Source organism: Spirosoma daeguense, from assembly GCF_054776875.1.
This window is the reverse complement of sequence record NZ_BAAHBF010000007.1, coordinates 1-24891: the sequence shown is the minus strand read 5'-3', so window position 1 is coordinate 24891 and position 24891 is coordinate 1. Positions and strand designations below refer to the sequence as shown.

Here is a 24891-nt window from a genome sequence, read left to right as displayed (position 1 = left end):
TGCTACGTTCCAACCATTCACCCATAGATACGGTCATTGTTCTGTCGACATAGTCATTCATTAAACAGAAAAAACTATGAATATCGTAAAAATGACCGGGCGACTGTTTCTGCCTGTATTTCTTGGCATAGAACTGTTGGCCTGCAATCAGAATAACGTTGTGCCCGACCCAACACCTTCATCAGCAAATGTGCAGGCCATGCGTGCCAGTATGAGTTCGCTGGAAGGAAACTGGGTTCTAACCAACTACAAGAATAACCCGCTACCCTCCGCTTTACAAAACCGGGCAACCTTAGTTTTTCAGGATAAGTCCGGCGATTCGATACGTGTTGGCGGACGTAGTTTTATCAATCACTATGGCGGAAAATTTGAGATCAACGAGCAAAAAGGGTTGATCGTTTCGACCACCGATTTTATCTCAACCATGATGGGCGGCTCCGACGAAGATATGCGGGCAGAAACCCAGTTTATAGAACGTCTGTCGAAAGCTACATTTTTTGAACTTCCTAGTTCAAACCAGCTTCAGTTATACTTGGGATCGAAAGATAAACCTAGCGAGATTATGTATTTCACACGTAAGTAGCGCCCGTACTACGCCATAAAAAAGCCCTGAACAGTAACTTCAGGGCTTTTTTATGGCGTAAGAAATTAACGCAAATCACGGTTTATTTCGTTGAGCAAATACGTATTGGGATCGCTGAAATACTCCCAGAACATAACACCCGCCAACCCTTTCTTTTTTACGTAGCGACATTTCTCTTTCACTGATTGTTCGTCATCATAGGACACAAACCGCTTTAATTTGGCATTATATAAATACGGTGCCTTAGCCCGAGAATCCCAGTAACGTTTATAATCCGGGTTGGTGATCAGGCTGTCTTTGATAAATGTGTAGCCACCGCCCCGTTCCACTTTCGCAATCGTACGCGGATGCACGTTTGGATCGCCAGTTTGGAGTTGCCACGCTCGCCCGTAAAACGCAATACCCATAACCAGTTTCTCGGCCGGTACGCCCGCTTTTTTATATAGTTTCACCGCATTATCAGCCGATTGTTCATTGTCGACTTTTCCAGTCGCGTATAAGTTGGTATGATGCCCAGCCAGTGGTCCACCGGTGAAATGGTCGTACGACATGACATTGATATAATCCAGATATTGCTGTGCCTGTCCCATGTCGGTATGCGTAAAGATTTCACTAAATCCCGGCAGGGCGGTTGTTACCAGATACTCTTTTCCGGTTTGCTGTTTGAGCGTATTCAACTGCTCACGTAGCGCTTTGAACAGTAGCGTAAAATTCTCACGGTCTTCGGGTCTGAATACGTTGTCTTCGCCTTTCATCCCCGGATATTCCCAATCAATATCGACGCCATCTAACTGGTACTGACGCACAATATCGACCGCCGAAGCCGCAAACGCCACGCGTGCCGTATCGCTCAGCACCGCATCAGAGAAGTTCTCACTCCAGGCCCAGCCGCCAATAGAAATCAGAATTTTAAGCTCTGGATTACGTATTTTCAGGTTGTTCAGATTCTTGAAATTGGTTGAATCGGTCTCCAGATTGTGCAGCCACGCCCGATTTTTCCGAACATCGACAAAGGCGTAATTGATGTGCGTAAGTTTCTCAACCGCAATCAGATCTGTATTCACCAAGCCCCGAAAGCCGCCCACATAAGCTATCACTTTTGGTTTCGGTTCTGGCTTAAAACCAGTCAGCAACAGGAACGTAGCACACAAAACTCCAATCAGAAAATAGAGACGCAGCATCAACGTAATGATTTATAAATGAACATTTAGTAAGCATGTAATTTAATAATCCCGGTTAGAGATCAGAACGTAACACTACCCGTTTTCCCTGTCTTTTGCTACGTCTTTACTCCCCCAGAGAAGTTGTCGGAATAACCCTGCTTATTGTCGCAATTACCCATCAATTCTTACCAGTTCAGGCAGTACCTTTGTTATGTAATCAACTAAACAACAATTACTTATGGCAACCAAGATATTTGTAAACCTGCCCGTTAAAGACCTCAGCAAATCCGTCGAATTCTTTACCAAAATCGGCTATAGTTTTAACCCGCAATTTACCGACGAGAACGCTACGTCTATGATCATCAGCGACGATATCTATGTCATGTTGCTAGTAGAACCATTCTTCAAAGGCTTCATTAAGAAAGAAATTACCGATACGTCGAAAGCCGCCGAAGCGATCATTTGCCTATCAACCGAAAGCCGCGAAGAGGTCGATGAGCTGGTACGTAAAGCCGTTGCTGCGGGAGCCACCACACCTAACGAAGCACAAGATCAGGGTTTTATGTACAGTCATGGCTATCAGGATCTGGATGGTCACCTCTGGGAATTAGTATACATGGAACCATCAGCGGTTGAGCCAACAAACTAGGCTTCCCAAACTAGCAGAGACACCTTATAACGTACTGATATATTAGGAGATAACTACTTTAATCAATACTGATTAGGGTGGTTATCTCCTGTATCGTGTTAGTGGTTACTGGTCGTGAATAGTCAGCTTATCGACTTCGAGTTCACCAATTCGAAGTTTGCCAATATATCCGCGACCAAGGCGTAGTTGACCGATAGCTAACGCACCAATCGCGAGTGCGCCCATAGCCACGGCCCCAACGGCCAAAGCACCGACTGCCCAGCGACCAACAGTGATACGTTTCATAGCGTCTTTTTCTGGTAAAACTTATCCATTATTGCCGGGGTTTCATAGTTTTATTCTGCGGCCCGAATTGATACGTATCGATTCCGTAATTATCCTACACTCAATGCAGTTCGTTGTCTTTTCCCGCTAGCCGGAACGTAGTGCCCGACGAACCTAAAGGTTGATAAAATTAGGTCTAATGAAAACCTTCTACGCCATATTGGCCAACTCACTGGCCGCTTCACTTACGAATAACTTTGTCTGGTTCGCTGTTACGTTCTGGGTCTATCTCGAAACCAAATCGGTAGTTGCTACGTCGATTATGGCTGGTGTTTATTCAGGAACAGTGGCACTTTCAGGGTTCTTTCTCGGCTCGTTGGTCGACCGCTACAAAAAGAAAATAGCGATGCTGGTTTCGAGCATTGGCTCTCTGATTCTCTACGTAGTGGCGTTCTTTATTTACAGCACTACGTCCGAAAAAGTCTTCAACAATCCGGCCAGCCCTATTCTCTGGGCATTTGTCATTCTAGCGCTGATTGGCGCCATCATCGGCAACATCCGTTCAATTGCTTTATCGACCCTCGTTACGGTGCTGATTCCCGAAGCCGAACGCGACAAGGCAAACGGCATGGTGGGTACGACCAATGGGGTTTCGTTTCTAGTTTCGTCGATTTTCAGCGGGTTGGGAATTGGCTTTCTGGGCATGTCGTGGACACTGGTCGTAGCCATCGGCCTGACTGCTCTAACGCTGGTACATCTCTGGTTTTTGAGTATTCCCGAAAAAGGTATTGCTCACGTAGAAGGCCAAACCAATCATATCGACATCAGAGGAACGATACGTGCGTTGAGCGGTATGCCCGGCTTGTTTGCACTGATTTTCTTCAATACGTTCAACAACTTTCTGGGGGGCGTTTTTATGTCGCTGATGGATGCGTATGGCCTTTCGCTCGTTTCAGTGCAGACGTGGGGCATTTTGTGGGGGGTATTAAGTCTGGGATTTATTATTGGCGGGCTGATTGTAGCCAAAAAAGGACTTGGCAAAAAGCCACTACGTACACTTTTTCTGGCTAACATCGTGATGTGGACAATCTGCGTTTTCTTCACGATACAGGCCTCTATTGTGCTGTTGGCAATTGGTATGTTCGGTTATCTGTGCCTGATTCCAGTGGTTGAATCGGCCGAACAAACCATTGTGCAGAAACTGATTCCACCCGAACGACAAGGGAGGGTATTCGGCTTTGCTCAAAGTATTGAACAGGCAGCCTCGCCTATTACAGCTTTTATGATTGGCCCGATAGCCCAATATATTTTTATTCCGTTTATGACCACCGGAGCCGGTGTTACGTTAATTGGCGACTGGTTCGGCACCGGCAAAGACAGAGGATTAGCGTTGTTATTTACCGTTACCGGCCTGATTGGACTCATCGTTACGTTACTGGCCATGCAATCGCAATCGTACCGCTTGCTTTCGGACAATTACCAGCGCAAGCCGGAGCCAGTTGACGGATAAAGCATTATTATTTTCAATCTGTAACTCCCTAATTTACCACCCCTAGCCCCTCCTAAAACAGGAGGGGCTAGGGGTGGTAAATTAAACCTCTACAAGATCAACTATACAGAAGAGGGTTATTTCACTTTTCAAGAACGGACGTTGGTTTGCCCGGCTCGGCAACGAAGAAAACTAATAATTTGGCCGGAACCGTTGGACTCGGATTTTTGGCTGAGCTATGTAAACCGTTGGTATGTTCATAAAAGGTATCATCCTTTTTGTAATGATAGGTTTTCCCTTCGAAAACTGATTCGAGTTCGCCTTCCAGAATGTACCCAAACGTGGGGCACGGATGACGATGCGATGGCGATGAACTATTAGGCGGATAATCGACAACCAGCATCTGAACTTCTCGGTTATCAATGCCTTTTTCGGCCAGCAACTGCTGACGAATAATGGTTCGGCTAACTTTCGATGGTTCGCTGGTAGCAGTGTGGTTGTGCTGAGCAAGAAGTTTGGCAGGGGCAAAACTCGCCAGAATAATACAGGAAATAAGTAGTGATTTCATCAAAAGTAAAGAGTGAACAAGTGAAACGAATCAATTCGTAATGAACGCGATTTGAATATACTGAAAAACAGTCTGTTCCGTCATTTATCCATCAGCGCGCTACGTCGATTTTATACTTTTTGCCTTTCATTTTCTCGTTCTTTATCCGGCTCAGCAACGTATCAACTTTCTCGCGTTTTACGGCGGCAAACGAGCTAAAATCTTTCACCTCAATCACACCAAGATCGCCTTTCTCGAGCTGGCCTTTCTGACCGAAAAACCCAACGATATCAATTTTATTCAGCTTATTCTTTTTGCCACCACTAATGTACAACGTCACAAACTCCGGTGGTTTTGGTAACGATAGTTGCTCAGCTGTTGGAAGTTCAAGCTTTTGTAAAGTATCATCCAGATAAGCAGGGCGCGGCTCATTTCTGTGTAGAATTACATAGGCGGTTCCCGATGCGTGCATGCGAGCGGTTCGACCGTTGCGGTGCACAAATTCGTGCGTATGCGCTGGTAAATGGTAATGAATTACGTGTTTCATTTCTGGAATATCCAGTCCACGAGCGCCTAAATCAGTGGTAACCAGATACCGTACACTACCGTTTCGAAACCGGATCAGTGCCCGTTCGCGGTCGTCCTGTTCCATACCTCCGTGATAGAACGTAGCGTAAATACCCATTTCGTTGAGCAAAGCGCTGGTTCGCTCAACGGCTTCGCGGTGGTTACAGAAAATCAGCGCAGACTCTGAATTGAATGTGCACAGCAACTCAAACAACGTATCGATTTTGTCCTTCGCTTCTGAATAAACCAGCTTTACCGTCAAATTAGCCGATTCATTTCGCTCCGACGTAAACGTCAACGTAGTAGGGTTGTTGAGACGTATGAATGGTGGCATTTGTATACCCGACGTAGCAGAAACCAGTACCTGCTTCCTGAGATTCGGCAGCTTACTGATAATAAACGCCATTTCGTCCTGAAACCCAAGTTCGAGCGACTTATCGAACTCATCAAGTACCAGTGTTTTTACGCCCTCCAGCGAGAACGTCTGACGCGAAATATGATCCGTAATTCGACCGGGCGTGCCGATGAGCAACGCAGGCGGGTTACTGAGGTTTTTGATCTCCGTTTCCATCGGGTGCCCGCCGTAACACACATTCACTTTATAACCTGTGCCCATCTTTTTCCAGACCTGCTCTATCTGCATAGCCAATTCACGGGTAGGTGCCAGAATCAGGCATTGGACCAACGTAGCATCTGTTTCGAGAAGATGGAGAATCGGCAACAGAAACCCGACGGTTTTACCCGAACCGGTCGGGGCTATCAGAAATGTATCATTATCCTGACCAATCGCTTCCAGGGCAGCTTCCTGCATCGGATTCAGGGCCGAAATACCCAGATTCGCCAGAACCTGCGTTTGTTGTTGTGAGGTTATCATACCCTAAAAGTAAGCCTAAACCCGTCAGCGATTGCACGTTTTGCAGAGCAAGTCAGGGATTAGCCCTACCTTCGTGCTCAAATAGAAGCGAGCACGCCATGACGTTTGACGACCTGAATCTGAATAAACCGCTGATCAACGCCCTGAACGATCTGGGGTATACAACACCGACAACCATTCAACAGAATGTATTTTCGGTAGTGATGTCGGGCAGAGATGTGTGCGGTCTTGCACAAACGGGTACCGGAAAAACGCTGGCTTATCTACTTCCCTGTCTGCGCCAGCTACAGTTTTCGAAAGAGAAACTGGTTCAACTGCTCATTATTGTGCCCACGCGTGAGCTGGTTGTTCAGGTACAGGAAACGGTCAATCAGTTAACTACTTACATGAACCTAACTACAGTTGGTATTTATGGCGGTGTGAATCTGAAACCGCAAGTGGCCGAGGTGCAAAAAGGGCTGGATATTCTGATAGCAACGCCCGGTCGGCTGGTCGATTTACTGTCGAACGGTACGTTAAAAACGAAGGCTATTAAAAAACTGGTTATCGACGAGGTCGATGAAATGCTGAATCTCGGCTTTCGCACGCAGTTAAAAACGATTCTCGACCTGCTCCCACCGAAACGGCAGAACCTACTTTTTTCGGCTACGCTAACCGCCGACGTAGAGCAGTTAATTGATACGTTCTTTACAAATCCGGTTCGGGTAGAAGCCGCGCCCGTTGGTACGCCCCTCGAAAATATTGCGCAGTCGGCCTATCAGGTTCCTAACTTTTACACGAAAGTTAATCTGCTGGAACATCTGCTACGTCAGGATAGCAGCATGACCAAAGTATTGGTTTTTGTGGCGACTAAAGAACTGGCAAATCAGCTATACGAAAAACTCGACGCCGAATTCCCCGAACAAACGGGGGTTATCCATTCCAATAAAGCGCAGAATCAGCGGTTCGACGCCGTTGACAAATTTAAAGACGGAACGTATCGCATCCTGATTGCTACCGATATTATTGCCCGTGGATTAGACGTAGCAGAAGTGTCGCACGTGGTTAATTTCGACATGCCCGACGTACCGGAAAGCTATATTCACCGCATTGGCCGAACGGGCCGTGCCGATCAGCAGGGCATTGCCACTACGTTCATAACGCCCACCGATGAGGAACGTCAGGAAGCTATTGAATCGTTGATGAATTACCAGATTCCACTACTCGATTTTCCGGCTAATGTTGCGGTATCTGATGAACTAACCGAAGCTGAGAAGCCAAAAATCCATATGCCATCGGTGGAAGTGAAAGCACCGAAACGGGAGGATGTTGGCCCGGCTTTCCATGAAAAAATAGCGAAAAACAAAAAAGTAAATGTCCGGCGCGATTATGCAGCCGAAAAAATGAAAAAATATGGTCGACCCATTAAGCGAAGCGGAAAAAAATAAGCTCTCATTCAAAGCCCTTGGTTTATCGGAGCCTCTGCTCGACGCCATTGCCGATCAGCAATATACACGCCCCTATCCGATTCAGCAGGACGCCATTCCGCCTATTTTGCGTGGAAAGGATATTCTGGGTATCGCCAAAACTGGCTCTGGTAAAACCGCCAGCTTCGTTTTACCTATTCTGGAACTGTTTCACCGAACCAAAAACGTTAGCAGCCGATTTGCCAGCGTATTGGTGCTGGTTCCCACGCGTGAACTAGCCGGACAGGTTGCTGAGGTTTTCCAGAATCTGGGAACTCACCTGTTTCCGAAAGTAAAAACTGTGGCGGTGTATGGGGGCGTATCCATCAATCCGCAGATGCAGGCAGTTCATGGTGCCGACATTGTGGTTGCCACGCCCGGTCGGTTACTGGATTTGCTGGCCCAGAACGCGCTACGCCTGTCGGACGTTGAAATTCTGGTGCTCGACGAAGCCGATAAAATGCTCGAACTCGGTTTTGCCGACGAAATGGACGAACTGTTCAAACGCTTACCCAAGAATCGACAGACTATACTCTTTTCAGCAACGCTCGGCGACTCCATTCAGCAGATCAACGCTACGTTACTGCGAAATCCGATCAAAATAGAAGTGGTTGAAGAAGACACCAATCTGGATTTGATCGAACAGTTGGCCTATAAAGTTGACCCGGAGCGCAAAGGGCCGCTTTTACGTTACCTCATCAAAACTGAGAAGATGGACCAGGTGCTGGTCTTTGTTTCATCGACCCGAACGGCTGATAATCTGGTCACCAAGCTTACCAAAAATGGGATTCAGGCGGCCGCTATTCACGGACAGAAAGGACAAAACGTTCGAACGGAAGTACTTCATCAATTCAAATCGGGTAAATTGACCGTTATGGTCGCCACAGATCTGCTGGCACGAGGCATTGATATTCAGCGACTTCCTTACGTGATTAATTTCGATTTACCCCGCTCACCCAAAGACTACGTGCACCGAATTGGCCGGACGGGTCGCGCTGAAGCAACAGGAAAAGCCTATTCACTGATAACACCCGACGACGAGCACCATTTTAAAATCATTCAGAAGAAGATGGGCAAACGCGTTGAACAGGTCGATACCAAAGAGGTAGATTTACACGGCTTTTAACGATTTTTTATCACTCACGAAGCTCAACGAACGTATGACAACGAATGATATTTACGACGTATTGACCGATGCCATCAGCTCAGTTATTCCTGACAACTGGACTATTGCCCGCCTTACGATTCATTTTTTCGCAAATGGTCAGGAGATTGAATTTGGCGGTATATACCTGACACCCGACGGCGAAGCCCAGCCGTTGCTAACCGACTTCCCGGAAGAGGTCACCGAAGCTGTGCAACAGTTGTATGTTCAGCGTAAAAACGAAGGCCAGTCTGATTTCAACCAACTACAAATTGACCTGACAGTTGACGGGAAATTTACGGCTGATTTTAGCTGGGATCAGGAAATTCAGGACGAAGATGACCATTTCAGCAACGGTGGTACGGCCCATGAATGGATGGCCATCCGCGAAGCAAAATATGGTTCACCGGATGAGCCAAAGAACTAGCTAACAACGCTAGTTCTTACAGCACGACTTCTGGCATCGATTCGTCAATCTCGCTACGTCTACGCCGATACGTAACAGCGTACTGGCTCAATAGCAGAACGACCATACCCAGAAAAATACAGCCCGTCATTACGCCCACCATTGGTAGGGCCGTGTTGTTATGCAGTATACTCACAGCTGCCGATATACAAGCGCCGAAACCCATTCGGAAACTGCCCATCAGCGCGGCCGCACTACCAGCATGACGCGTGAACGGAGCCAGCGACAAAGCCGATGCGTTTGGCCCGGTTATGCCCTGCCCTAGAAAAAACAGAAACAGCATGGTAATCAGGCCGTATTCTCCAAACCAGCCCGCCCATGTGCCGATGACCATCACTAAACCAACTACGGACTGATACGCTAACGTAGTGAAAATAATCTGCTCGCTGCTATAGCGTTTCAACAGAACCCGATTCAGTTGGGTTGGTCCAATAATAGCAACGGATAAGAAGGCGAAAATCCAGCCATATTCCTGTGCACTAACGTGATATATATTCATAAACACGTCGGACGAACCAGCCAGATACGCAAACGGAGCCGCCGTAGCAATGCCACCTACCAGCGCATACGTCAGAAACTGGGGTTGTTTCATTACGGTCAGAAAACTGCTCATTACCGCTTTCGGACGTAGCGAAATCGTAGCATCAGGAGCTTTACCGTTCGGCAATGCTACGTAGCTGCCCAGCATAATCAAAATAGTTATAACAGCCAGAATCAGGAAGATCGAATGCCAGCCAAATGCTAACGTAGCATAACCGCCAACAGTTGGCGCAATCATCGGCGAAACCGCTACCACGAGTGTGAGCAACGAAAAAACCTGCGCTATTTGCCCGACCGGAAATAAGTCACGCACCAGCGCCTGAGCCGCCACTAAGCCTACACAACCGCCCAGTGCCTGCAAGAGCCGCATACCGATCAGCATTTCAATCGACGTAGCAAACGCGCACCCAACCGAGGCTACGGCATAAATCAGAAGACCAGCATACAAAGGCAATTTCCGACCAAAACGGTCGAGCAAAGGGCCGTACAGAAGCTGCCCAACAGCAATGCCAATCAGGTAAGCCGTTAACGATAATTGAACCTGCGAAATAGATGTATTCAGGTCTTTGGCAATAGCCGGGAAACCCGGCAAATACATGTCGATGGAAAATGGACTGATGGTGGAAAGCGTCCCTAAAATCAGAATAATAACAAAGTGCTGACGACGGGTCATGAAAACAAAAAAGTGATACTATAGTAAAGACATTCAGCAGGAGCTGAATGGTTCCAATCCTGTAATTATCACTTAATTATCTTATTAAACGTACGAATACTTAAAAACAGGATCTTGCTTATTTCCTATTTAATAGATATTTTCTGGGCTGAATTTTTGAGTATATTTCCCATTTGCTAAACACCCCAATTAATTCTTTTCCAGCTTCTTAAGCTCAGCGTGGATGTACGCTTTCGGAAGCCAGTTGGTACCGATCATAACGCCTTCAATGTTACGTGTCTGACCAATATCGTTCAGGGGATTGCCATTGAGCAAAACCAAATCCGATACGTTGCCGGTTTTGATCGTTCCCGAGTCAGCTTTCTTAAGATAAGACGCTACGTTGACGGTTCCAGTACGTAACGTTTCGTATGGCGTAAGCCCCGCATCGACCATGTATTTCATTTCGTGATGAATCGAAAAACCCGGTACGTTGAAAACCTGTGGCGCGTCGGAACCTAGTAATAAATCAACCCCATTTTTCTGGCAGGCTAAAATTAGTTTCCGGCGAATCTCGATCAGTTTTTCGGCATGCTCTTTCGTGAAGTTCGGATTGTTGTTGTAATTGTTTTTTGCGTTAGTCCAGCTCTGAATATCAGACGGTTTCATGTATTTCATCTCCGGTGCTTTTGTATAGGTTTCGGCCGACATCGGCGATAGCCAACGCTCGGCCAGCGCCTGCGTAGGCACTACTCGAATATGATGTTCACGCAAGCCATTTACCAGTTTCGGAATCCGCGATGGATCGGCACGATAGGCAATCCAGGCACCAAACTGACCTGTTTCCCGCTCCACCAACGTATCAGAACCGGGTGTAATGGCTTCAATAAAACCATCGAGGTGATCAATGGATGAATAATTGGCGTCGATGGCACGCCAGACACCTACGTTGAACGATACGTGCCCGACAAACGGAATACCGACCTCGTGTGCCGTTTTAGCAATGGCCGGAAAGGTTTCTTTAGTCAGACCGGGGTGTAATTTTAAAAAGTCGTAGCCCGCCTTTTTTTGTTCACGTACCATTTCGGCACCGCGTTCGGCCGTTTTCACCGTTTGGCCATTGAACGATGGTCCTGTTGCGTAGAAGTGAGGGCCGAGAATTTCACCATTGTTGATTTTACTACGTAGCTCCAGATGTTTCGGGTGGCCCAACATACCCCGAATGGTTGTAATGCCATTGGCGAGGTAGAGCGTCAGTACTTCTTTCATCGGCTCTATATCGTCGATAGGTGGTACGTGCGCGTGTATTTCGGCCCAGCCCGGTGTCAGGTATTTACCTTTTGCGTCAACAATCAACGCGTCTTTGCCGAATTTTATACTGCCTTCGTTACCAAGCGCCGTGATACGTCCATTTTTCACAACAACCGTCTGATTTTCGATAACCCGCTCCCGATCCATCGGAATTACGTTTACCCGTCGAAAAACAATCTCGCGTTGCTGGTTACTAGTTAACTCCTGCGCCAGAATCAGTGTACATGGAGTTATTATCAGTAACAAAAACAAGGTAAAAAAGGAAGTACGCATGATTTGAACGGATTAAGAAGCGTCGATAATCAATAGAATAAGTTAACTTGGCTTTTTGTAAAATTATCGATTTCACCCAACAAACAATAGGCTGTTTTGCTTTCAATAGCATGAAAATAAAAGCGATCATTACCGGGGTTACAGGCATGGTTGGCGAAGGGGTTATGCATGAATGCCTGAATCACCCCGATGTTTCCGAAATACTACTCATCAATCGAAAACCCTCAGGTGTATCGCACCCTAAAGTTCGCGAGATTGTTCATAAGAATTTCTTCGACCTTACCCCAATAGAATCGCAGCTAAAAGGCTATAACGCCTGCTTTTTCTGTCTGGGCGTATCGTCGGTCGGCATGAGCAAAGAAGAATATAAACGTCTGACCTACGACCTGACCATGCATATGGCCGAAATCCTGGCCAAAGACAATCCTGACCTTACGTTCTGCTACGTATCAGGTAGTGGTACCGACAGCACCGAGCAAGGTCGTGTTGCGTGGGCACGGGTGAAAGGGGCCACCGAAAATGCGTTGATGCAACTGTTTAAAAACGCTTATATGTTCAGGCCCGGCTTTATGAAACCGACACCCGGCCTAAAAAATACCCTCAGCGGCTATAAATACCTCGGCTGGTTATACCCGATTGGACGCGCAGTTTTTCCGAGTGGTTTCTGCACACTGGCCGAAGTTGGGCAAGCCATGATCAACATAGCAACTAAAGGAGGCTCAAAAAAAATTCTGGAAGTGAAAGACATTGTTCAAGTAGCAAAACCCTGATTAATCGACTAATAGAGTGCAAAAGATATAAAAATCGTCACGACTCGGTTGTATAGGCAAAACTTTCAAGCGAGCAGTGGCTCAGTCGGGGATAAACGTGAACTCGGGAAAGCCATTAAGTAAGCTGAACTGGTTCAACGAGGAGGTTGGAAAGGCAACCGTACTGCCACCGCCGGAGCGACTGCCATGCATGGTGATGTTGCCTTGAGTGGCTGGCAGAATATTCCCTCCACTGGCTTTAAAAGCTTGGGTGAACGATCCCTGGCCGCGCTGGCCCGATTTGTTGTTGATGCTGATTAAGTATTTCTTGTTGATTGTCAGCGGCACTACCTCTGTGTCGGTGAGTGTTAGTTTGTTAGGGATCTGTTGCTCCACCGTTTTTTGTAGCAATACTTTTCCACTATCGAAGTCCCAGACCGTGACAACATAAAAACCAGCGTCGGGCAGGTTACTCCCCAGCTGGGTGAGTTTACCGGCGACGGAACTGCTAAATACCACCCCCGACTCTCGAAAGCTATTTTCCCGAAATTCCACTAATTTCAATGTCTGCAATTGTTCGCTAACGAAGGTAGTTATCGGGTTTTCGGCTGGTTTAGGAGCTTCCTTCTTACTACAACTGGTTAGGCTTGCCGTAAGCAGCAATAGTCCACACACCCCTAGATTTTTCATAGTAACGGAAGTTTGTAGTTTGACATTTGGAATCCACCCACCGCAGCCTGTCAAAACGGGCATCGGTTCAGAAATCAAACGTAACAAACCACTTGTGTTCAGCCTAATTTCACTGAGTGAAAGGTAGAATTATTAAGCCACCGGCTCTCAACCCATTACTAAACTCGGTCGTAGTCTACTTATTAGATTGGACAGATATTAAAAAGTTAGCGTTTCAAAAACGCTCCATTTCGAGAGACGCTGATTTTTAAGTCGAGACGTTTTCTTTTCCTTGATCAAATTCATTCAACACTACGTCTACTCTACAACCGACACGATAACGTAATTATCGTTACGTGTTATACCGTAAAACACAAGTTTATCTTTACGACTGCGGTCAATGGCGAACGCTTGCCCTTCGCTGATGGTCGGAATGGTTTTCACGTATTGTAATACAGAACCACGCTCGGGGAGTTTCAGTACGTAGAGTTCGGGCTTGTCGTGGCCCGTGCAATAGATCAGGCCATCTGGCGCCCATGTTCCGCCCGACGTGCTTTTTGGGGCAAATGCCTGTAATACGTTTTCGGGGAATGTCCAGACCTCGAGTTGCTGCCAGTTTTCGGTAAACTTCACCAGCGTTGTCCAGCGATTGTCGCGCCCTTCGGCCATAGCTTTGTCCGAATAATTGGCAAAGGCAACCCACCAGTATCCTTTGTAAAAATCGGCCCAGGTTGCCGAACCGGAAAATAGTCCAAAACTATGACTACCTATATGACGTAGCGTTGCGGTATCGAAAATTTCGATGGAACTAGCCATCGGTACGTTGGGATAGTTTGAGTGCGTACAATACAGTTTCTGGCCAACCACTACCCCGCTATTCATGTGTTTCAACAAGCCCGTCGTATCCTGCCACGCAGCGACCTGTTTGCCATCGGTTTTGGTATGTTTCGTTAATGAGTGGTTGTTCACAACGTAGAAATACGTCTGATCAACGGCTACGCCCTGCTGCACTTGCTTCGGTTGGAACCGCTTGATTTCCTGTGCTTTTTGTCCATAATTAATGGTCACACAGGTCATCAGTAAGACTACCGACATAATCCCGGACAAACAATAGGTCTGCATATTTTTAGAGTTACCGCTTTATAAATTTTACCGTTTATACTAGTCGACGTAACGTACAGCTTGCTTTTATTGTAGCTTAGCCATTCGTTACGAATTCGTTTTATTACGCCGAAATACTGTATGAAAAGACTTATTTTTCTCTACTTACTGCTATCGACATCGGGTCTGTTGCAAGCTCAGTCGCTCTATATGCCTCGCAATGTCAAAAAGGCCTATCAAAAAGGTACGCGGTCGATGGATGGAAAACCCGGTAAAAATTACTGGCAAAACACAGCTCGCTACGCCATCAACATCAATACAGCCCCACCAAGCCGTACTATTCAGGGCAACGAAACAATTACGTATATCAACAATAGTCCCGATACATTGAAGGCACTCGTATTTAAGTTGTTCATTAATAGCCACAAACCGGGAGCCATTCGCCAGAATCAGGCATCAGACAACTACCTTACCTCGGGCATACACATCGACAAATACACCGAAAATAACGTAGCGCGTCAATGGCCGAGTGAAGGCGTTGGTACGTGGCACCCGATGCAGCTAACCAAACCGCTGATGCCCCGCGACTCGGTTAAGGTTACGTTCGACTGGCATTACGACGTATCGATTGAAAGCGGCCGGGAAGGTGTGCTCGATTCAACTACATTTTTTCTAGCTTATTTCTACCCGCGCGTGGCTGTCCGTGACGATTATTATGGCTGGGACCAAACCAATTTCACAGAAGCGCAGGAGTTCTACAGCGACTTTAACCACTATACGCTTAACGTAACCGTTCCTAAAGATTACCTCGTCTGGGCCACAGGCGATCTTCTAAATCCCAACGAGGTATTACAGCCCACCTATGCCAAACGCCTGGCCGAATCCATGAAAACCGATTCGCTGATTCACGTAGCCACGGCTCAGGACGTAGCATCTCGGAACGTAACGACGCAGCAACCGACGAACACCTGGCGCTGGAAAGGCAGTTACGTACCCGACATGGCGTTGTGCATTAGTAATCAATACGTTTGGGATGCTTCGAGCGTAGTGGTCGATAAAACAACCGGCCGACGAGCCAGCGTACAGGCAGCTTTTAAAGACGATGCGGCTGACTTTCACCAGATGGTCAGCTTTGGTCGACATTCGCTCGACTGGTTTTCGAATAACTGGCCCGGCCTGCCCTATCCATACCCGAAAACGATGCTCGTTCAGGGGTTTGCCGACATGGAATACCCGATGATGGTAAACGATAGCAGCACTCCTGACCTGAACTTCTCCCGGTTTGTAGCCGAGCACGAAATTGCGCATACGTGGTTTCCATTCTATATGGGTATCAATGAAACTCGCTATGGTTTTATGGACGAAGGCTGGACAACTGCGTTTGAATACCTGATCAGTCAGTCGGATTTGGGCAATGAACAAGCTACCAAAAACTTCCAACAGTTTCGGGTCAATTATTGGATAAACGACCCATCGGCCGAGGAAGATTTGCCGATCATCACGCCTACCAACGTACTGAGTGGTGCCGCGATGGGCAATAATGAATACGGAAAAGCAGCTTTAGGTTATCTGGCTCTCAAGGAGTTACTGGGCGACGTAGCATTCAAAAAAGGATTGCATGAATTTATCAACCGCTGGCATGGCAAGCATCCAACGCCCTGGGATATGTTCAATACGTTCAACAACGCTACTGGCAAAGACCTCAACTGGTTCTGGAGCAACTGGTTTTTCAGCAATAACTACATTGACTACAGCATTAAGAACGTAGCAACAACAGCTTCACAGACAACCGTTACGCTCGAAAACATCGGTGGCTACGTAGCGCCGGTTGATGTAATTGTTACGTTCGCCGATGGATCTACGCACACGTATCATCAGACACCAGCCATCTGGCAAACCAATCAGAAACAGACTGTTATCAAATTAGCAACCAACAAAAAAGTCGAGTCGGTAAAACTGGACGGCGGCATTTTTATGGATGCCGATTTGAGTAATAATGTAAAGAAGATGTGAGTTTTTTAGTATTAGGAGCGAGGAGTGATAGATAGAATGTAGGTACAACGTCAATTACTCCTCTCTACTCACTCCTCGCTCCTAATACTAAAACTCAAACTACAATCCTACAGAATCAGGTTGGCTATGCTTGTGGGCTTTCTCAAAATGCCCGCTTTCGCAATGCCCACCCCGGTCATAACCGTGATGTCCCCAGTAGCGGGGGCCGAATGAGCGAGGGCCTATAAATGCCATCAGACTTCCGAAGGTAAGGGCAGCCGTTACTACAACCACCCAGGGATTTAAGCGTTGTCTCATTAGTTTATTGATTTTCAGGTGTCTTATTTTCTTTTGAAAAATCGTTTCGGTAGCAATTTCCAGAATAGCGTTGTTTGAACGCATCGTATTCTTCATCGCTCATCTGGCGAATCCGGTCGGCGAAAGCGGGCATTGGTCCATGTCCCCACCTACGCCCCCAACCTCTCCGACGACCACCACCAAAGAGTCGGAATAAAAGGCCAATAATGAACAGGAATACAAAAAACCGCAGCAGAAAGAACGGCATGATAAACAGGGCCACTCCTATGAGTAAACCTGCCAGAATTGATTTTAATAAGGTGTTGTTCATCGTCTTTGTATGTTGTTACGTGTTTACAAAGAGGATGACGGTTTTGTCCGGAAATTACTTTACAGATACCACGTTTTTTACGACTTTTTTTTCGCCCACATAAAAAAATCCTCGCAGGTTAAACCTGCAAGGATTCTACTGATTATCAGCCACTACGTTAGCTACCGGTTCGTGTAGCCGATTCCCATCATATTGGCACGAGTCGCCGATTCACGGCCCGTAAAATCAACCGTAACTGATGCTGCATATTCACCATCTTCAAAAACATTATTTACCCGCAACGCTTTGCCTGTAGGTTTATAAACAGCCGAAACCTGATAGCGACCTATTGGTACGTCTCGGATAAAGGAGTCGTAGCGTTTTTTACTACGTAATGTCAGCGTTTTACCGGTAGAGCCATCAATTAAAGGGCCAACAGGTTTGAAGGTAAATTCAATATTTTCGTTGTCGTTTAAGTCGATTACGTTCGGGTCGCGGAACATTTCGACCGTACCGCCGTAGTATAAATCCAGACTCAGGTCGGGAATATGGCCGGTTAACTTCCACTGAAAATTGCGAACGGGTTTTTCATTCTCCGCAAATGAATCCGGATTTTCAGGGTCGAGGTTGATTTTATAAACCCGGTCGTTATACTGTTTTAGCATATAACCTTTGGCGATCCATTGCCCCAGATCTTTTACGAGTTGTATTTGATACGTACCATTTGAGGATGAATTCACTTCTGCGCCACGCCCTTTCACTACAGTATTATCGATATAAATCGTAGCACGAGACAACGGTTTGCCTTGTGGGTCGGTAACTGTTCCAACAAGGTAACCTGCTTTTCCGGCCAACGTATTGCCGTTTGTAGGTGAATTGCCTTCATCGGGTTTAGGCGAGTTGTTTTCACAAGCACTCAGCGTTAACAGACTGCTCATTGTCAGCAAGACAGCGCCAACAAAGACTCGGATAGATAAACGATTGTTCATGATGTTGCTTACAGCTTATTGAATTGAGAAGAGGATTTATCAACTCGTCAGGAATCATACACTGACATGCAAAGCTGCTACGTGTGGTCAGGCAAACCAATAGAAAAAAACGCCAATTGATTTAGGAGAGTTACCAATTGACAACATACATGAATGAATCGTAGTAGTCAAAAAAAAGCGAACTCACAGGGCGAATCCGCTTTACTTATTCATATCTATTAATCGAATTTCAAAATTGCCCCGATTCAATGAATCAGAAAAATGAAGTAGACAGCCGAACCAAAGACATAGATAAATACCCTGTTTCAACCGATAACTGCTACGTACAAGATAGGCTTTTGGTGCGCCATATGCTTTACTCGTTTCGACCTTTATGCCCCCAAGGACCACGCCGACGCCATTCGCTTTTAAATCGTGCGCGTTCTTCTTCACTCATGCTACGCCATTTTTCCCGCAACTGAGATGCTTCTTTCCATGAATGACCGCCTTTTGGAGGACCAAATCGAAATCCACCTACCAGAATCCTGGACAGAATCAATAAACCCATGGCCTGCCAGTAAGTTACCCGCTTAACTGTGGTTACATCAACCAATACGTTATTCCAGAGCCAGTAGACGATTCCTGTAATCGCCAGAAAAGCGAACAGAAAGAATGGGAAGAGAAACGGACGGCGACGACGTCTTGAATAAGGAGATTCCATACGTTTACAGATTATCCAGTTCGTTATACAATGCTTGCAGCCGCTTTCGGAGATGCTGCACGGCGTAGCGTTTTCGGGAGATAATGGTTTTCAGATTCTCGTTAGTCTGATCAGCAATTTCCTGTAAAGTTTTGTCTTCCAGCTCATTCCAGACAAAAACGTTACGTTGATTTTCGGGCAGTTCGTCGAGCGCACGCATCAGTTCTTCCCAGAAAATATCTTTAAAAAACTGATCTTCAGGTGTATGCGCATCGGCCAGCAAAATATCACGAAAGCGAAACTCATCGTCTTCATCATCAATTGTTAAATCGCTCATCGAGTCTTCTTTTCGCCGACGATACGTATCGACAATTCGATTACGCGCTACCTGATAAAGCCAGCCGCTCATGCTACCGATTTCATCGAGATTGACCACTTTGCTCAACTGATACCAGACATCCTGCAAAATATCTTCGGCATCTTCGTCTGAACGCACCTGCCCACGAATAAACCGTAACAGCTTATTGCTATACTGTTTAACAGTTGTTACTATGGTTCGTTTGGGTGCGTCGTCGGCCATGCTACGTTCGTAGGCCCCAACAGGCTCCGGCTGTCGGAATCGCTATCGCGACTAATCATGTAATTACAACCGACAGCCGGAGCCTGTCGGGGCCTAGTTTTATAACAGAACCGGCTGCCCCGTTCTAACCGATTCATCACAGGCGAAGGCAATTCGTAAGCTATTGACAGCATCCTGCATGTGATCGGTAAGATCGATATTTTCGTTAACGGCTTTCAGGAAATAACGTTGCTCCCGATTACAAAGCTCCTGATGATCAGGCTCATCCTGCATATCAATCCAAGTATCTTCTTCAACAAACTGATCCTGATTGTTAAGGGCTGCGCGGTGTACACGTAACGATTCGGTTTTTGTATGCGAATCAACATTATCCGATTTCCCGGTTCCACCCGCATTTTTTGCTACGATAGATACGCAGCCTTCCGGCCCAATTACGTCTTTCACAAAGAAGGCCGTTTCGCTCATCATAGGCCCCCAACCAGCTTCGTACCAGCCAACCGATCCATCTTCAAAACGAATTTGCAACTGACCATAATTGTAATTATCAGTTGGAATATCGTTTGTTAGGCGGGCACCTATGGCGTTTACCTGAATCGGTTTCGAACGGGTCATCTGACACATTACATCAATATAGTGAACGCCACAATCGACAATTGGGCTAAGACTTTTCATCAGATTGCGATGAACGGTCCACATTGTTCCATGACTCTGCTGGTTGAGGTTCATGCGCATTACGAGCGGTTTTCCCATTTCGCGGGCAATTTCCACGAATTTTTCCCACGAGGGATGATGACGCAAAATGTAGCCTACCACCAATTTTTTACCTGCCTTTTCAGCCGCTTCTACCACTCGCTGCGCACCTTCTACGGTATCGGCAACAGGTTTTTCGATAAATACGTGGCATCCTTGCTCAAAAGCCATAACGGCAAAGGTTTCGTGTGTATCCGGGTAAGTCGAAATACAAACAGCGTCGGGTTTTGTCTCAACGAGGGCCGTTGCGTAATCATCGAACAAAGGGTATCCACCTCCCAATCGCTCGTTGAGAACAACCTTACTGTTCCCGGTCGATACAATACCGCAGATTTCAAATCCGTCAATTGTCTGATAAGCAATAGCGTGCGAAGACCCCATATTGCCACAACCGACAACAAGCACACGCAGAGATTTAGATAAGGTTGACATAATGAATTTACAAGTCGAATGATTGGCTCATTTTGGAGAGCCCGCAAAAATACCGTGTCGATCTGAAACTATAGCTACATAGCAAACAGATACACTACTCACTTTCTACTACGTAGTAAAGCTTATTTTCAAGTATACGCATTGATTATCAATAGGTTTCTTCCTCTATTAATACGGTTGATTTTCCTATTTATCCGGTTCACCTACCGATTAATACGACTCAGCCTACCTTCTCTTCAAGGTCGAGAACTCGCCTACTACTTTTGTCCGCAAGTGAACGAAGATTGTCCGAGTGCGGACGAAATCCGAAAAGTGCTCTATCCATAAAATATTGATTTTAAGCACTTTAAACATTTGGCACAATCGTTGGCTCACTTAAGATGAACAAACAACAAATCTTACAACCTCTTTAAACAGTACACTACCATGTTTTCACTAATGAGCAAAGTAGCCGTTTCTCTTCTGATGAGTGCCGCTACGTTAACGAACCCGACTACGCCCAGTACATTATCGTTTGAAGCCAATGCATACGTTATGACCAACAACCAGATTCGTGTGGTCGTTCAGAAGAGTACAGACGTTGCCGTTACAATTTTTCTACGTAACAATCAGCATGAAATAATCTATTGGCAACCCATTAGTAAAAAAGAAGCAGCCTATGGGGTAAAACTAGATGTTAACGATCTGGCTGACGGAACGTATGAGCTAGAATTTAAATCCGACAATGGCAGTGTTCGGAAGCAATTGAATCTATCAACCAAGCCTGTACAGAAACCTGTACGCTTAGTTGCCATGCAGTAAACAGTACGGCAAACGTATCTGCAAACTACTATTCATCAATAGTTAGTTTTACAATAAAGTCCCCTAAAAACAGTGCTACGTGCTGTATTAGGGGACTTTGTTGTTGTTACGTTATTCTTCAAACGTACTCATTAACTTACCTGCACGTTGACTTCATAGTAATCGACGGTGGGTGGTCCAGCAAAATAACTTCCCATCTGCTTGAGAACACCCTGTAGAAAGCCACTGGTTTCGGCAGCTTTCCGATGAGCCTCGGTTTCCCATATCGTTACCATCAGCCCTTTGCTGGTTTCGGGATTCGTCAGGATTCTTCCGTTCTTGAAACCTTCAATTTTTTTCAATTCTGGCCCAACCGAATCCTTGAAATAAGCTACTGCCTCAGTAATACTTTCGGGATGCATTGGAAATTGAATGACACGCGCGAACATACATTTTTGGGTTAAAATGAAGAGAATAGGTACTATTATGCATAACTAGGATACACCTTTGAACTCATCCTGTTCGATAAACGGCTGACCACGTAACCGCTTGCCTGTAGCCTTAAAAATGGCATTGGCAACAGCCGCACCGGCAGGAGGCAGCGAAGGTTCGCCTAAACCGGTGGGTTCGATTTCGTTTTCAACAAAATGTACTTCTACTTCAGGAATTTCATTTAGCCTTATGAGCCGGTAGTCATTGAAATTTTTTTGTTCGGGTACGCCTTCTTTAAACGTAAGTTTCCCATACATGGCATGGCCAATTCCATCGACTACACACCCACGCACCTGTTGCTGAGCCCCGCTCTGATTTACGACCACACCACAATCAGCGGCTGAATACACTTTCTGAAGTACAGGCTTTCCTTTTTGCATCACAACTTCACCAACCTGCGCTACGTAGGAACGGTGCGAAAAATAAACGCTAAATCCTTGTGCCAATAATTTTCCGTCAGCGCCTTTCTTTTTGCCCCATCCCGATTTTTCGGCCGCCAGTTCGATAACACCTTTCATACGGTCGATATCGTATTTGATGGCACCCGCTGGTTTCTGCTTCGCTTTATCGAGCAATTCAAGCCGGAATTGAACAGGATCTTTCCCAGCTGCCTGTGCTACTTCATCGAGAAACGACTGTTCGGCAAATGCTAGAAAATTCGTAATGGGCGCTCGCCATGGACCCGTAGTAATTGGTGATTTATGGTCTACGCTGTCAATAAGCAGGTTATCAACAGCACCTGAAGGGAAATTATCTTCACGGGTTGCATTTCCCGCATTTATGCTCGCTCCACGAAGTTTATAACCAATCATCATACCGTGTGCATCAAGCGCTGCTTCGAACCGATAACGTACTGCTGGCCGATAGCTGCCACCTGTCATATCATCTTCACGCGTCCAGGTTAGTTTCACCGGTGCATTTACGAGCTTTGAAACCTGTACTGCTTCTATTACGTAGTCAGCTTTAAGTCGGCGACCAAAACCGCCCCCCATTCGCGTAAGCTGAACAGTTACTTTATCGGGAGATATACCCAGCAATTTTGCAGTTTCGTTACGTGCCAGTTCAGGTGTTTGAGTGGGCCCTACCAATTCTGCACCATCGCTACGTACATGCGCAAAAAAATTCATGGGTTCTAATGGGCTATGCGGCAGAAAAGGGCATTGGTATTCTGATTTAATAACCTTTGCTGCATTTTTGAAAGCCGTCTCAACGTCGCCATCTTTCCGGCGAACGGTTGCCTCCGAACTGTCGAGCATTTCCTTGAACAGGCGGTTATGATCAGAAGTACTTTCCAGATTATCGGCCTTCTCCCACTCAATTTTTAAGACATCCTTCGCTTTTTTTACCTGCCAGGTCGATTTGCCAACAACCGCTACGTTATTATCGAACGTGACGACATTGACAATTCCGGGCATGGTTTTTACAGCTTCCGTATTTACGGATTTCAGTTTATAGCCAAACGCCGGACGCTGAAGCATGGCAAAGAGCATCCCTTCCCGATAAAAATCAAGACCAAACAATGGTTTCCCAGTTATGATTTTCGGATTATCGACGTTCTTAACCGTAGTTCCAATCAGTGTATAGTCCTTTTTCTGTTTCAGTGGAACATCCGTTGGAACAGGAATCTGAGCAGCCTCTGTGGCTAATTCGCCATAACTCAACCGACGATTACTTGCCTGATGTGTAACAAAACCTTTGCTGGTTTTACACTCGGTTACTGCCACCGACCAGCGTTTTGCCGCAGCTTCCATCAGCATCTGTCTTGCCGTTGCACCAGCTACGCGCAATCGCTTCCAGGAATGCGGTATCGAACCACTGCCTCCTGCCACTTGACGTTCAAATTTCTTAGTGTCGAGAGGTGCCTGTTCTACAACTACTTTTGTCCAATCGGCATCCAATTCTTCGGCAACAATAATTGGGAACGCTGTTTTTATTCCCTGCCCAACTTCCGGGTTAGGCGATAGGATAGTAACGATTCCCTGAGTATTAATTGACAGATAGCTATTGAAGTCAACTCCTGATATAGGAGCAAGCCCACCATTAGCCATGGCAGCCTCTGATTCATTCCAGTTAAAACCTAAAATCAACCCTCCCCCAGCCACTGAAGCTGCTTTTAGGAAATTCCGTCGGCTTGAATTAGCGAATGTTTCCATAGCTATTTCGTTTTTTGAGTTTTAGTAGACGTAGAAGGTATAGTCGAGGCAACTTTTACGGCTTCGCGGATGCGATGATACGTACCACAACGACAAATATTTCCCGTCATAGCATCGTCAATTTCAGACTGCGTCGGTTTAGGATTGCGTTTCAGGAAAGCTGCTGCCGTCATTATCTGTCCAGCCTGACAATAGCCACACTGTGCTACGTCCACTTTATCCCAGGCCTGTTGAACTGGATGGGTACCATCGGCAGAAAGTCCTTCTATAGTTGTTACTTTCGACGTACCAACTGCTGACACCGGTAATACACAGGATCGTGTAGCTTCACCATTCAGGTGAACTGTGCAGGCTCCACACTGGGCAATGCCACAGCCGTATTTAGTACCTAATAAACCAAGCGAGTCCCGCAATACCCACAGCAGTGGAGTATCGGGCTCAACGTCAGCTCGATAGCTACGATTGTTAATTTGTAGTTTGAAGATAGCCATTGAATAGTAGAGAATTGACTAAGGGAAAACTAATATAAGAAAAAGCACAGCTTTATCTTCTCTACTCACATCGAAAGGGTATAAAACGAAGAAGTCCGCCAACCACCTGGGTCAACGGACTTCTTTCAATATTGAAGGTGGCACCTACCTACTCTCCCACTTTTGACAGCAGTACCATCGGCAGTACGGGGCTTAACGGCTCTGTTCGACATGGAAAAGGTGTTCACCCGCCTTAACAGCACCAACCTTACAATGCATTCTCGAGCTACTTACTACTACTGCTAGTCGCTCTAAATTCCTTTAGTCTTATAACCCACAGAGAAAGACAAACAATGCTAAATCAATCACCTTTATCCACAACCATCATCATAACAAACAAAAGCTACGCTCCCGGGGTCATTAGTACGGCTCAGCTCTACTGATCTCTCAGCCTACACCTGCCGCCTATCAACGTCGTCGT

At 46.2% G+C, this 24891-nt stretch carries 26 protein-coding genes and 1 rRNA gene; 9 read left to right on the top strand and 18 right to left on the bottom strand.

Annotation, left to right across the window (positions count from 1 at the left end; genetic code table 11):
• Positions 1–76 precede the first annotated feature (76 nt).
• On the top strand, positions 77–583 hold the full coding sequence (locus ACYVD4_RS21815) for an META domain-containing protein (protein WP_460949365.1): 507 nt from the start codon (positions 77–79) through the stop codon (positions 581–583).
• A 65-nt stretch (positions 584–648) separates the two neighbouring features.
• On the opposite strand, the gene ACYVD4_RS21810 is transcribed toward ACYVD4_RS21815, so the two are convergent.
• Entirely contained in the window at positions 649–1764 is a 1116-nt protein-coding gene (locus ACYVD4_RS21810) for a glycoside hydrolase family 18 protein (RefSeq protein ID WP_460949364.1), read from the bottom strand.
• Between the two features lie 220 nt (positions 1765–1984).
• On the opposite strand from ACYVD4_RS21810, the gene ACYVD4_RS21805 reads away from it, so the two are divergent.
• Positions 1985–2395 (top strand): VOC family protein, encoded by a 411-nt coding sequence (locus ACYVD4_RS21805; protein WP_460949363.1) that lies wholly within the window; start codon positions 1985–1987, stop codon positions 2393–2395.
• A gap of 105 nt (positions 2396–2500) precedes the next feature.
• On the opposite strand, the gene ACYVD4_RS21800 is transcribed toward ACYVD4_RS21805, so the two are convergent.
• Positions 2501–2680 carry a hypothetical protein gene (locus tag ACYVD4_RS21800; protein WP_460949362.1) on the bottom strand — a complete coding sequence of 60 codons (180 nt, stop codon included), beginning with the start codon at positions 2678–2680 and terminating at the stop codon, positions 2501–2503.
• 178 nt (positions 2681–2858) lie between these two features.
• Between ACYVD4_RS21800 and ACYVD4_RS21795 the strand changes: the two genes are divergently transcribed.
• Complete coding sequence (locus ACYVD4_RS21795; protein WP_460949360.1) at positions 2859–4169, top strand: MFS transporter; 1311 nt, start codon at positions 2859–2861, stop codon at positions 4167–4169.
• A gap of 121 nt (positions 4170–4290) precedes the next feature.
• On the opposite strand, the gene ACYVD4_RS21790 is transcribed toward ACYVD4_RS21795, so the two are convergent.
• Entirely contained in the window at positions 4291–4716 is a 426-nt protein-coding gene (locus ACYVD4_RS21790; protein ID WP_460949358.1) for a cupin domain-containing protein, read from the bottom strand.
• A gap of 91 nt (positions 4717–4807) precedes the next feature.
• A complete protein-coding gene (locus tag ACYVD4_RS21785; protein ID WP_460949357.1) occupies positions 4808–6136 on the bottom strand; it encodes a DEAD/DEAH box helicase in 1329 nt (442 codons plus the stop codon).
• Between the two features lie 98 nt (positions 6137–6234).
• On the opposite strand from ACYVD4_RS21785, the gene ACYVD4_RS21780 reads away from it, so the two are divergent.
• Genes ACYVD4_RS21780 through ACYVD4_RS21770 form a run of 3 tightly spaced genes read left to right on the top strand, consistent with a single transcriptional unit; the run spans position 6235 to position 9152 of the window.
• Entirely contained in the window at positions 6235–7563 is a 1329-nt protein-coding gene (locus ACYVD4_RS21780) for a DEAD/DEAH box helicase (protein ID WP_460949356.1), read from the top strand.
• A complete protein-coding gene (locus ACYVD4_RS21775) occupies positions 7529–8707 on the top strand; it encodes a DEAD/DEAH box helicase (RefSeq protein ID WP_460949354.1) in 1179 nt (392 codons plus the stop codon). Before ACYVD4_RS21780 ends, ACYVD4_RS21775 begins: the two co-directional genes overlap by 35 nt.
• A gap of 34 nt (positions 8708–8741) precedes the next feature.
• The gene (locus ACYVD4_RS21770) at positions 8742–9152 is read left to right on the top strand and encodes an antitoxin YezG family protein (protein WP_460949352.1); all 411 of its coding nucleotides are present in this window, start codon (positions 8742–8744) and stop codon (positions 9150–9152) included.
• A gap of 16 nt (positions 9153–9168) precedes the next feature.
• Here the strand turns inward: ACYVD4_RS21770 and ACYVD4_RS21765 are convergent, their stop codons facing one another.
• Both ACYVD4_RS21765 and ACYVD4_RS21760 read right to left on the bottom strand, forming a co-directional pair.
• Positions 9169–10404: a multidrug effflux MFS transporter gene (locus ACYVD4_RS21765; protein WP_460949351.1), complete on the bottom strand. Its 1236-nt coding sequence runs from the start codon at positions 10402–10404 to the stop codon at positions 9169–9171.
• A gap of 189 nt (positions 10405–10593) precedes the next feature.
• A complete protein-coding gene (locus ACYVD4_RS21760) occupies positions 10594–11967 on the bottom strand; it encodes an amidohydrolase family protein (RefSeq protein WP_460949349.1) in 1374 nt (457 codons plus the stop codon).
• Positions 11968–12077: 110 nt separating this feature from the next.
• Between ACYVD4_RS21760 and ACYVD4_RS21755 the strand changes: the two genes are divergently transcribed.
• Entirely contained in the window at positions 12078–12737 is a 660-nt protein-coding gene (locus ACYVD4_RS21755) for an NAD-dependent epimerase/dehydratase family protein (RefSeq protein WP_460949347.1), read from the top strand.
• A gap of 81 nt (positions 12738–12818) precedes the next feature.
• On the opposite strand, the gene ACYVD4_RS21750 is transcribed toward ACYVD4_RS21755, so the two are convergent.
• Positions 12819–13406: a DUF4082 domain-containing protein gene (locus tag ACYVD4_RS21750; protein ID WP_460949346.1), complete on the bottom strand. Its 588-nt coding sequence runs from the start codon at positions 13404–13406 to the stop codon at positions 12819–12821.
• Positions 13407–13703: 297 nt separating this feature from the next.
• A complete protein-coding gene (locus ACYVD4_RS21745; RefSeq protein ID WP_460949344.1) occupies positions 13704–14507 on the bottom strand; it encodes a hypothetical protein in 804 nt (267 codons plus the stop codon).
• Positions 14508–14627: 120 nt separating this feature from the next.
• Between ACYVD4_RS21745 and ACYVD4_RS21740 the strand changes: the two genes are divergently transcribed.
• Positions 14628–16499 (top strand): M1 family metallopeptidase, encoded by a 1872-nt coding sequence (locus ACYVD4_RS21740; protein ID WP_460949342.1) that lies wholly within the window; start codon positions 14628–14630, stop codon positions 16497–16499.
• Between the two features lie 99 nt (positions 16500–16598).
• On the opposite strand, the gene ACYVD4_RS21735 is transcribed toward ACYVD4_RS21740, so the two are convergent.
• From ACYVD4_RS21735 to ACYVD4_RS21710, 6 genes are all read right to left on the bottom strand, one after another.
• Positions 16599–16796: a hypothetical protein gene (locus tag ACYVD4_RS21735; protein ID WP_460949341.1), complete on the bottom strand. Its 198-nt coding sequence runs from the start codon at positions 16794–16796 to the stop codon at positions 16599–16601.
• A gap of 4 nt (positions 16797–16800) precedes the next feature.
• Positions 16801–17106, bottom strand: a complete 306-nt coding sequence (locus ACYVD4_RS21730) for a hypothetical protein (RefSeq protein ID WP_460949339.1) — start codon at positions 17104–17106, stop codon at positions 16801–16803.
• A gap of 161 nt (positions 17107–17267) precedes the next feature.
• Positions 17268–18074, bottom strand: coding sequence for a carboxypeptidase-like regulatory domain-containing protein (locus ACYVD4_RS21725; protein ID WP_460949337.1), 807 nt, complete (start codon positions 18072–18074; stop codon positions 17268–17270).
• A 355-nt stretch (positions 18075–18429) separates the two neighbouring features.
• Entirely contained in the window at positions 18430–18774 is a 345-nt protein-coding gene (locus tag ACYVD4_RS21720; RefSeq protein WP_460949335.1) for a hypothetical protein, read from the bottom strand.
• A gap of 4 nt (positions 18775–18778) precedes the next feature.
• The gene (locus ACYVD4_RS21715; RefSeq protein ID WP_460949333.1) at positions 18779–19333 is read right to left on the bottom strand and encodes an RNA polymerase sigma factor; all 555 of its coding nucleotides are present in this window, start codon (positions 19331–19333) and stop codon (positions 18779–18781) included.
• Positions 19334–19432: 99 nt separating this feature from the next.
• Positions 19433–20515, bottom strand: coding sequence for a Gfo/Idh/MocA family oxidoreductase (locus ACYVD4_RS21710; protein WP_460949331.1), 1083 nt, complete (start codon positions 20513–20515; stop codon positions 19433–19435).
• 426 nt (positions 20516–20941) lie between these two features.
• Between ACYVD4_RS21710 and ACYVD4_RS21705 the strand changes: the two genes are divergently transcribed.
• Complete coding sequence (locus ACYVD4_RS21705; RefSeq protein ID WP_460949329.1) at positions 20942–21316, top strand: DUF3244 domain-containing protein; 375 nt, start codon at positions 20942–20944, stop codon at positions 21314–21316.
• 131 nt (positions 21317–21447) lie between these two features.
• On the opposite strand, the gene ACYVD4_RS21700 is transcribed toward ACYVD4_RS21705, so the two are convergent.
• The 4 genes from ACYVD4_RS21700 to rrf all read right to left on the bottom strand — a co-directional run bounded on the left by ACYVD4_RS21700 (position 21448) and on the right by rrf (position 24677).
• Positions 21448–21744, bottom strand: a complete 297-nt coding sequence (locus ACYVD4_RS21700; RefSeq protein ID WP_460949328.1) for an antibiotic biosynthesis monooxygenase family protein — start codon at positions 21742–21744, stop codon at positions 21448–21450.
• A 45-nt stretch (positions 21745–21789) separates the two neighbouring features.
• Positions 21790–23940, bottom strand: a complete 2151-nt coding sequence (locus tag ACYVD4_RS21695) for a xanthine dehydrogenase family protein molybdopterin-binding subunit (RefSeq protein ID WP_460949327.1) — start codon at positions 23938–23940, stop codon at positions 21790–21792.
• 2 nt (positions 23941–23942) lie between these two features.
• On the bottom strand, positions 23943–24431 hold the full coding sequence (locus tag ACYVD4_RS21690; protein WP_460949325.1) for a (2Fe-2S)-binding protein: 489 nt from the start codon (positions 24429–24431) through the stop codon (positions 23943–23945).
• Positions 24432–24566: 135 nt separating this feature from the next.
• Positions 24567–24677, bottom strand: a 5S ribosomal RNA gene (gene rrf, locus ACYVD4_RS21685).
• Positions 24678–24891: the final 214 nt, after the last annotated feature.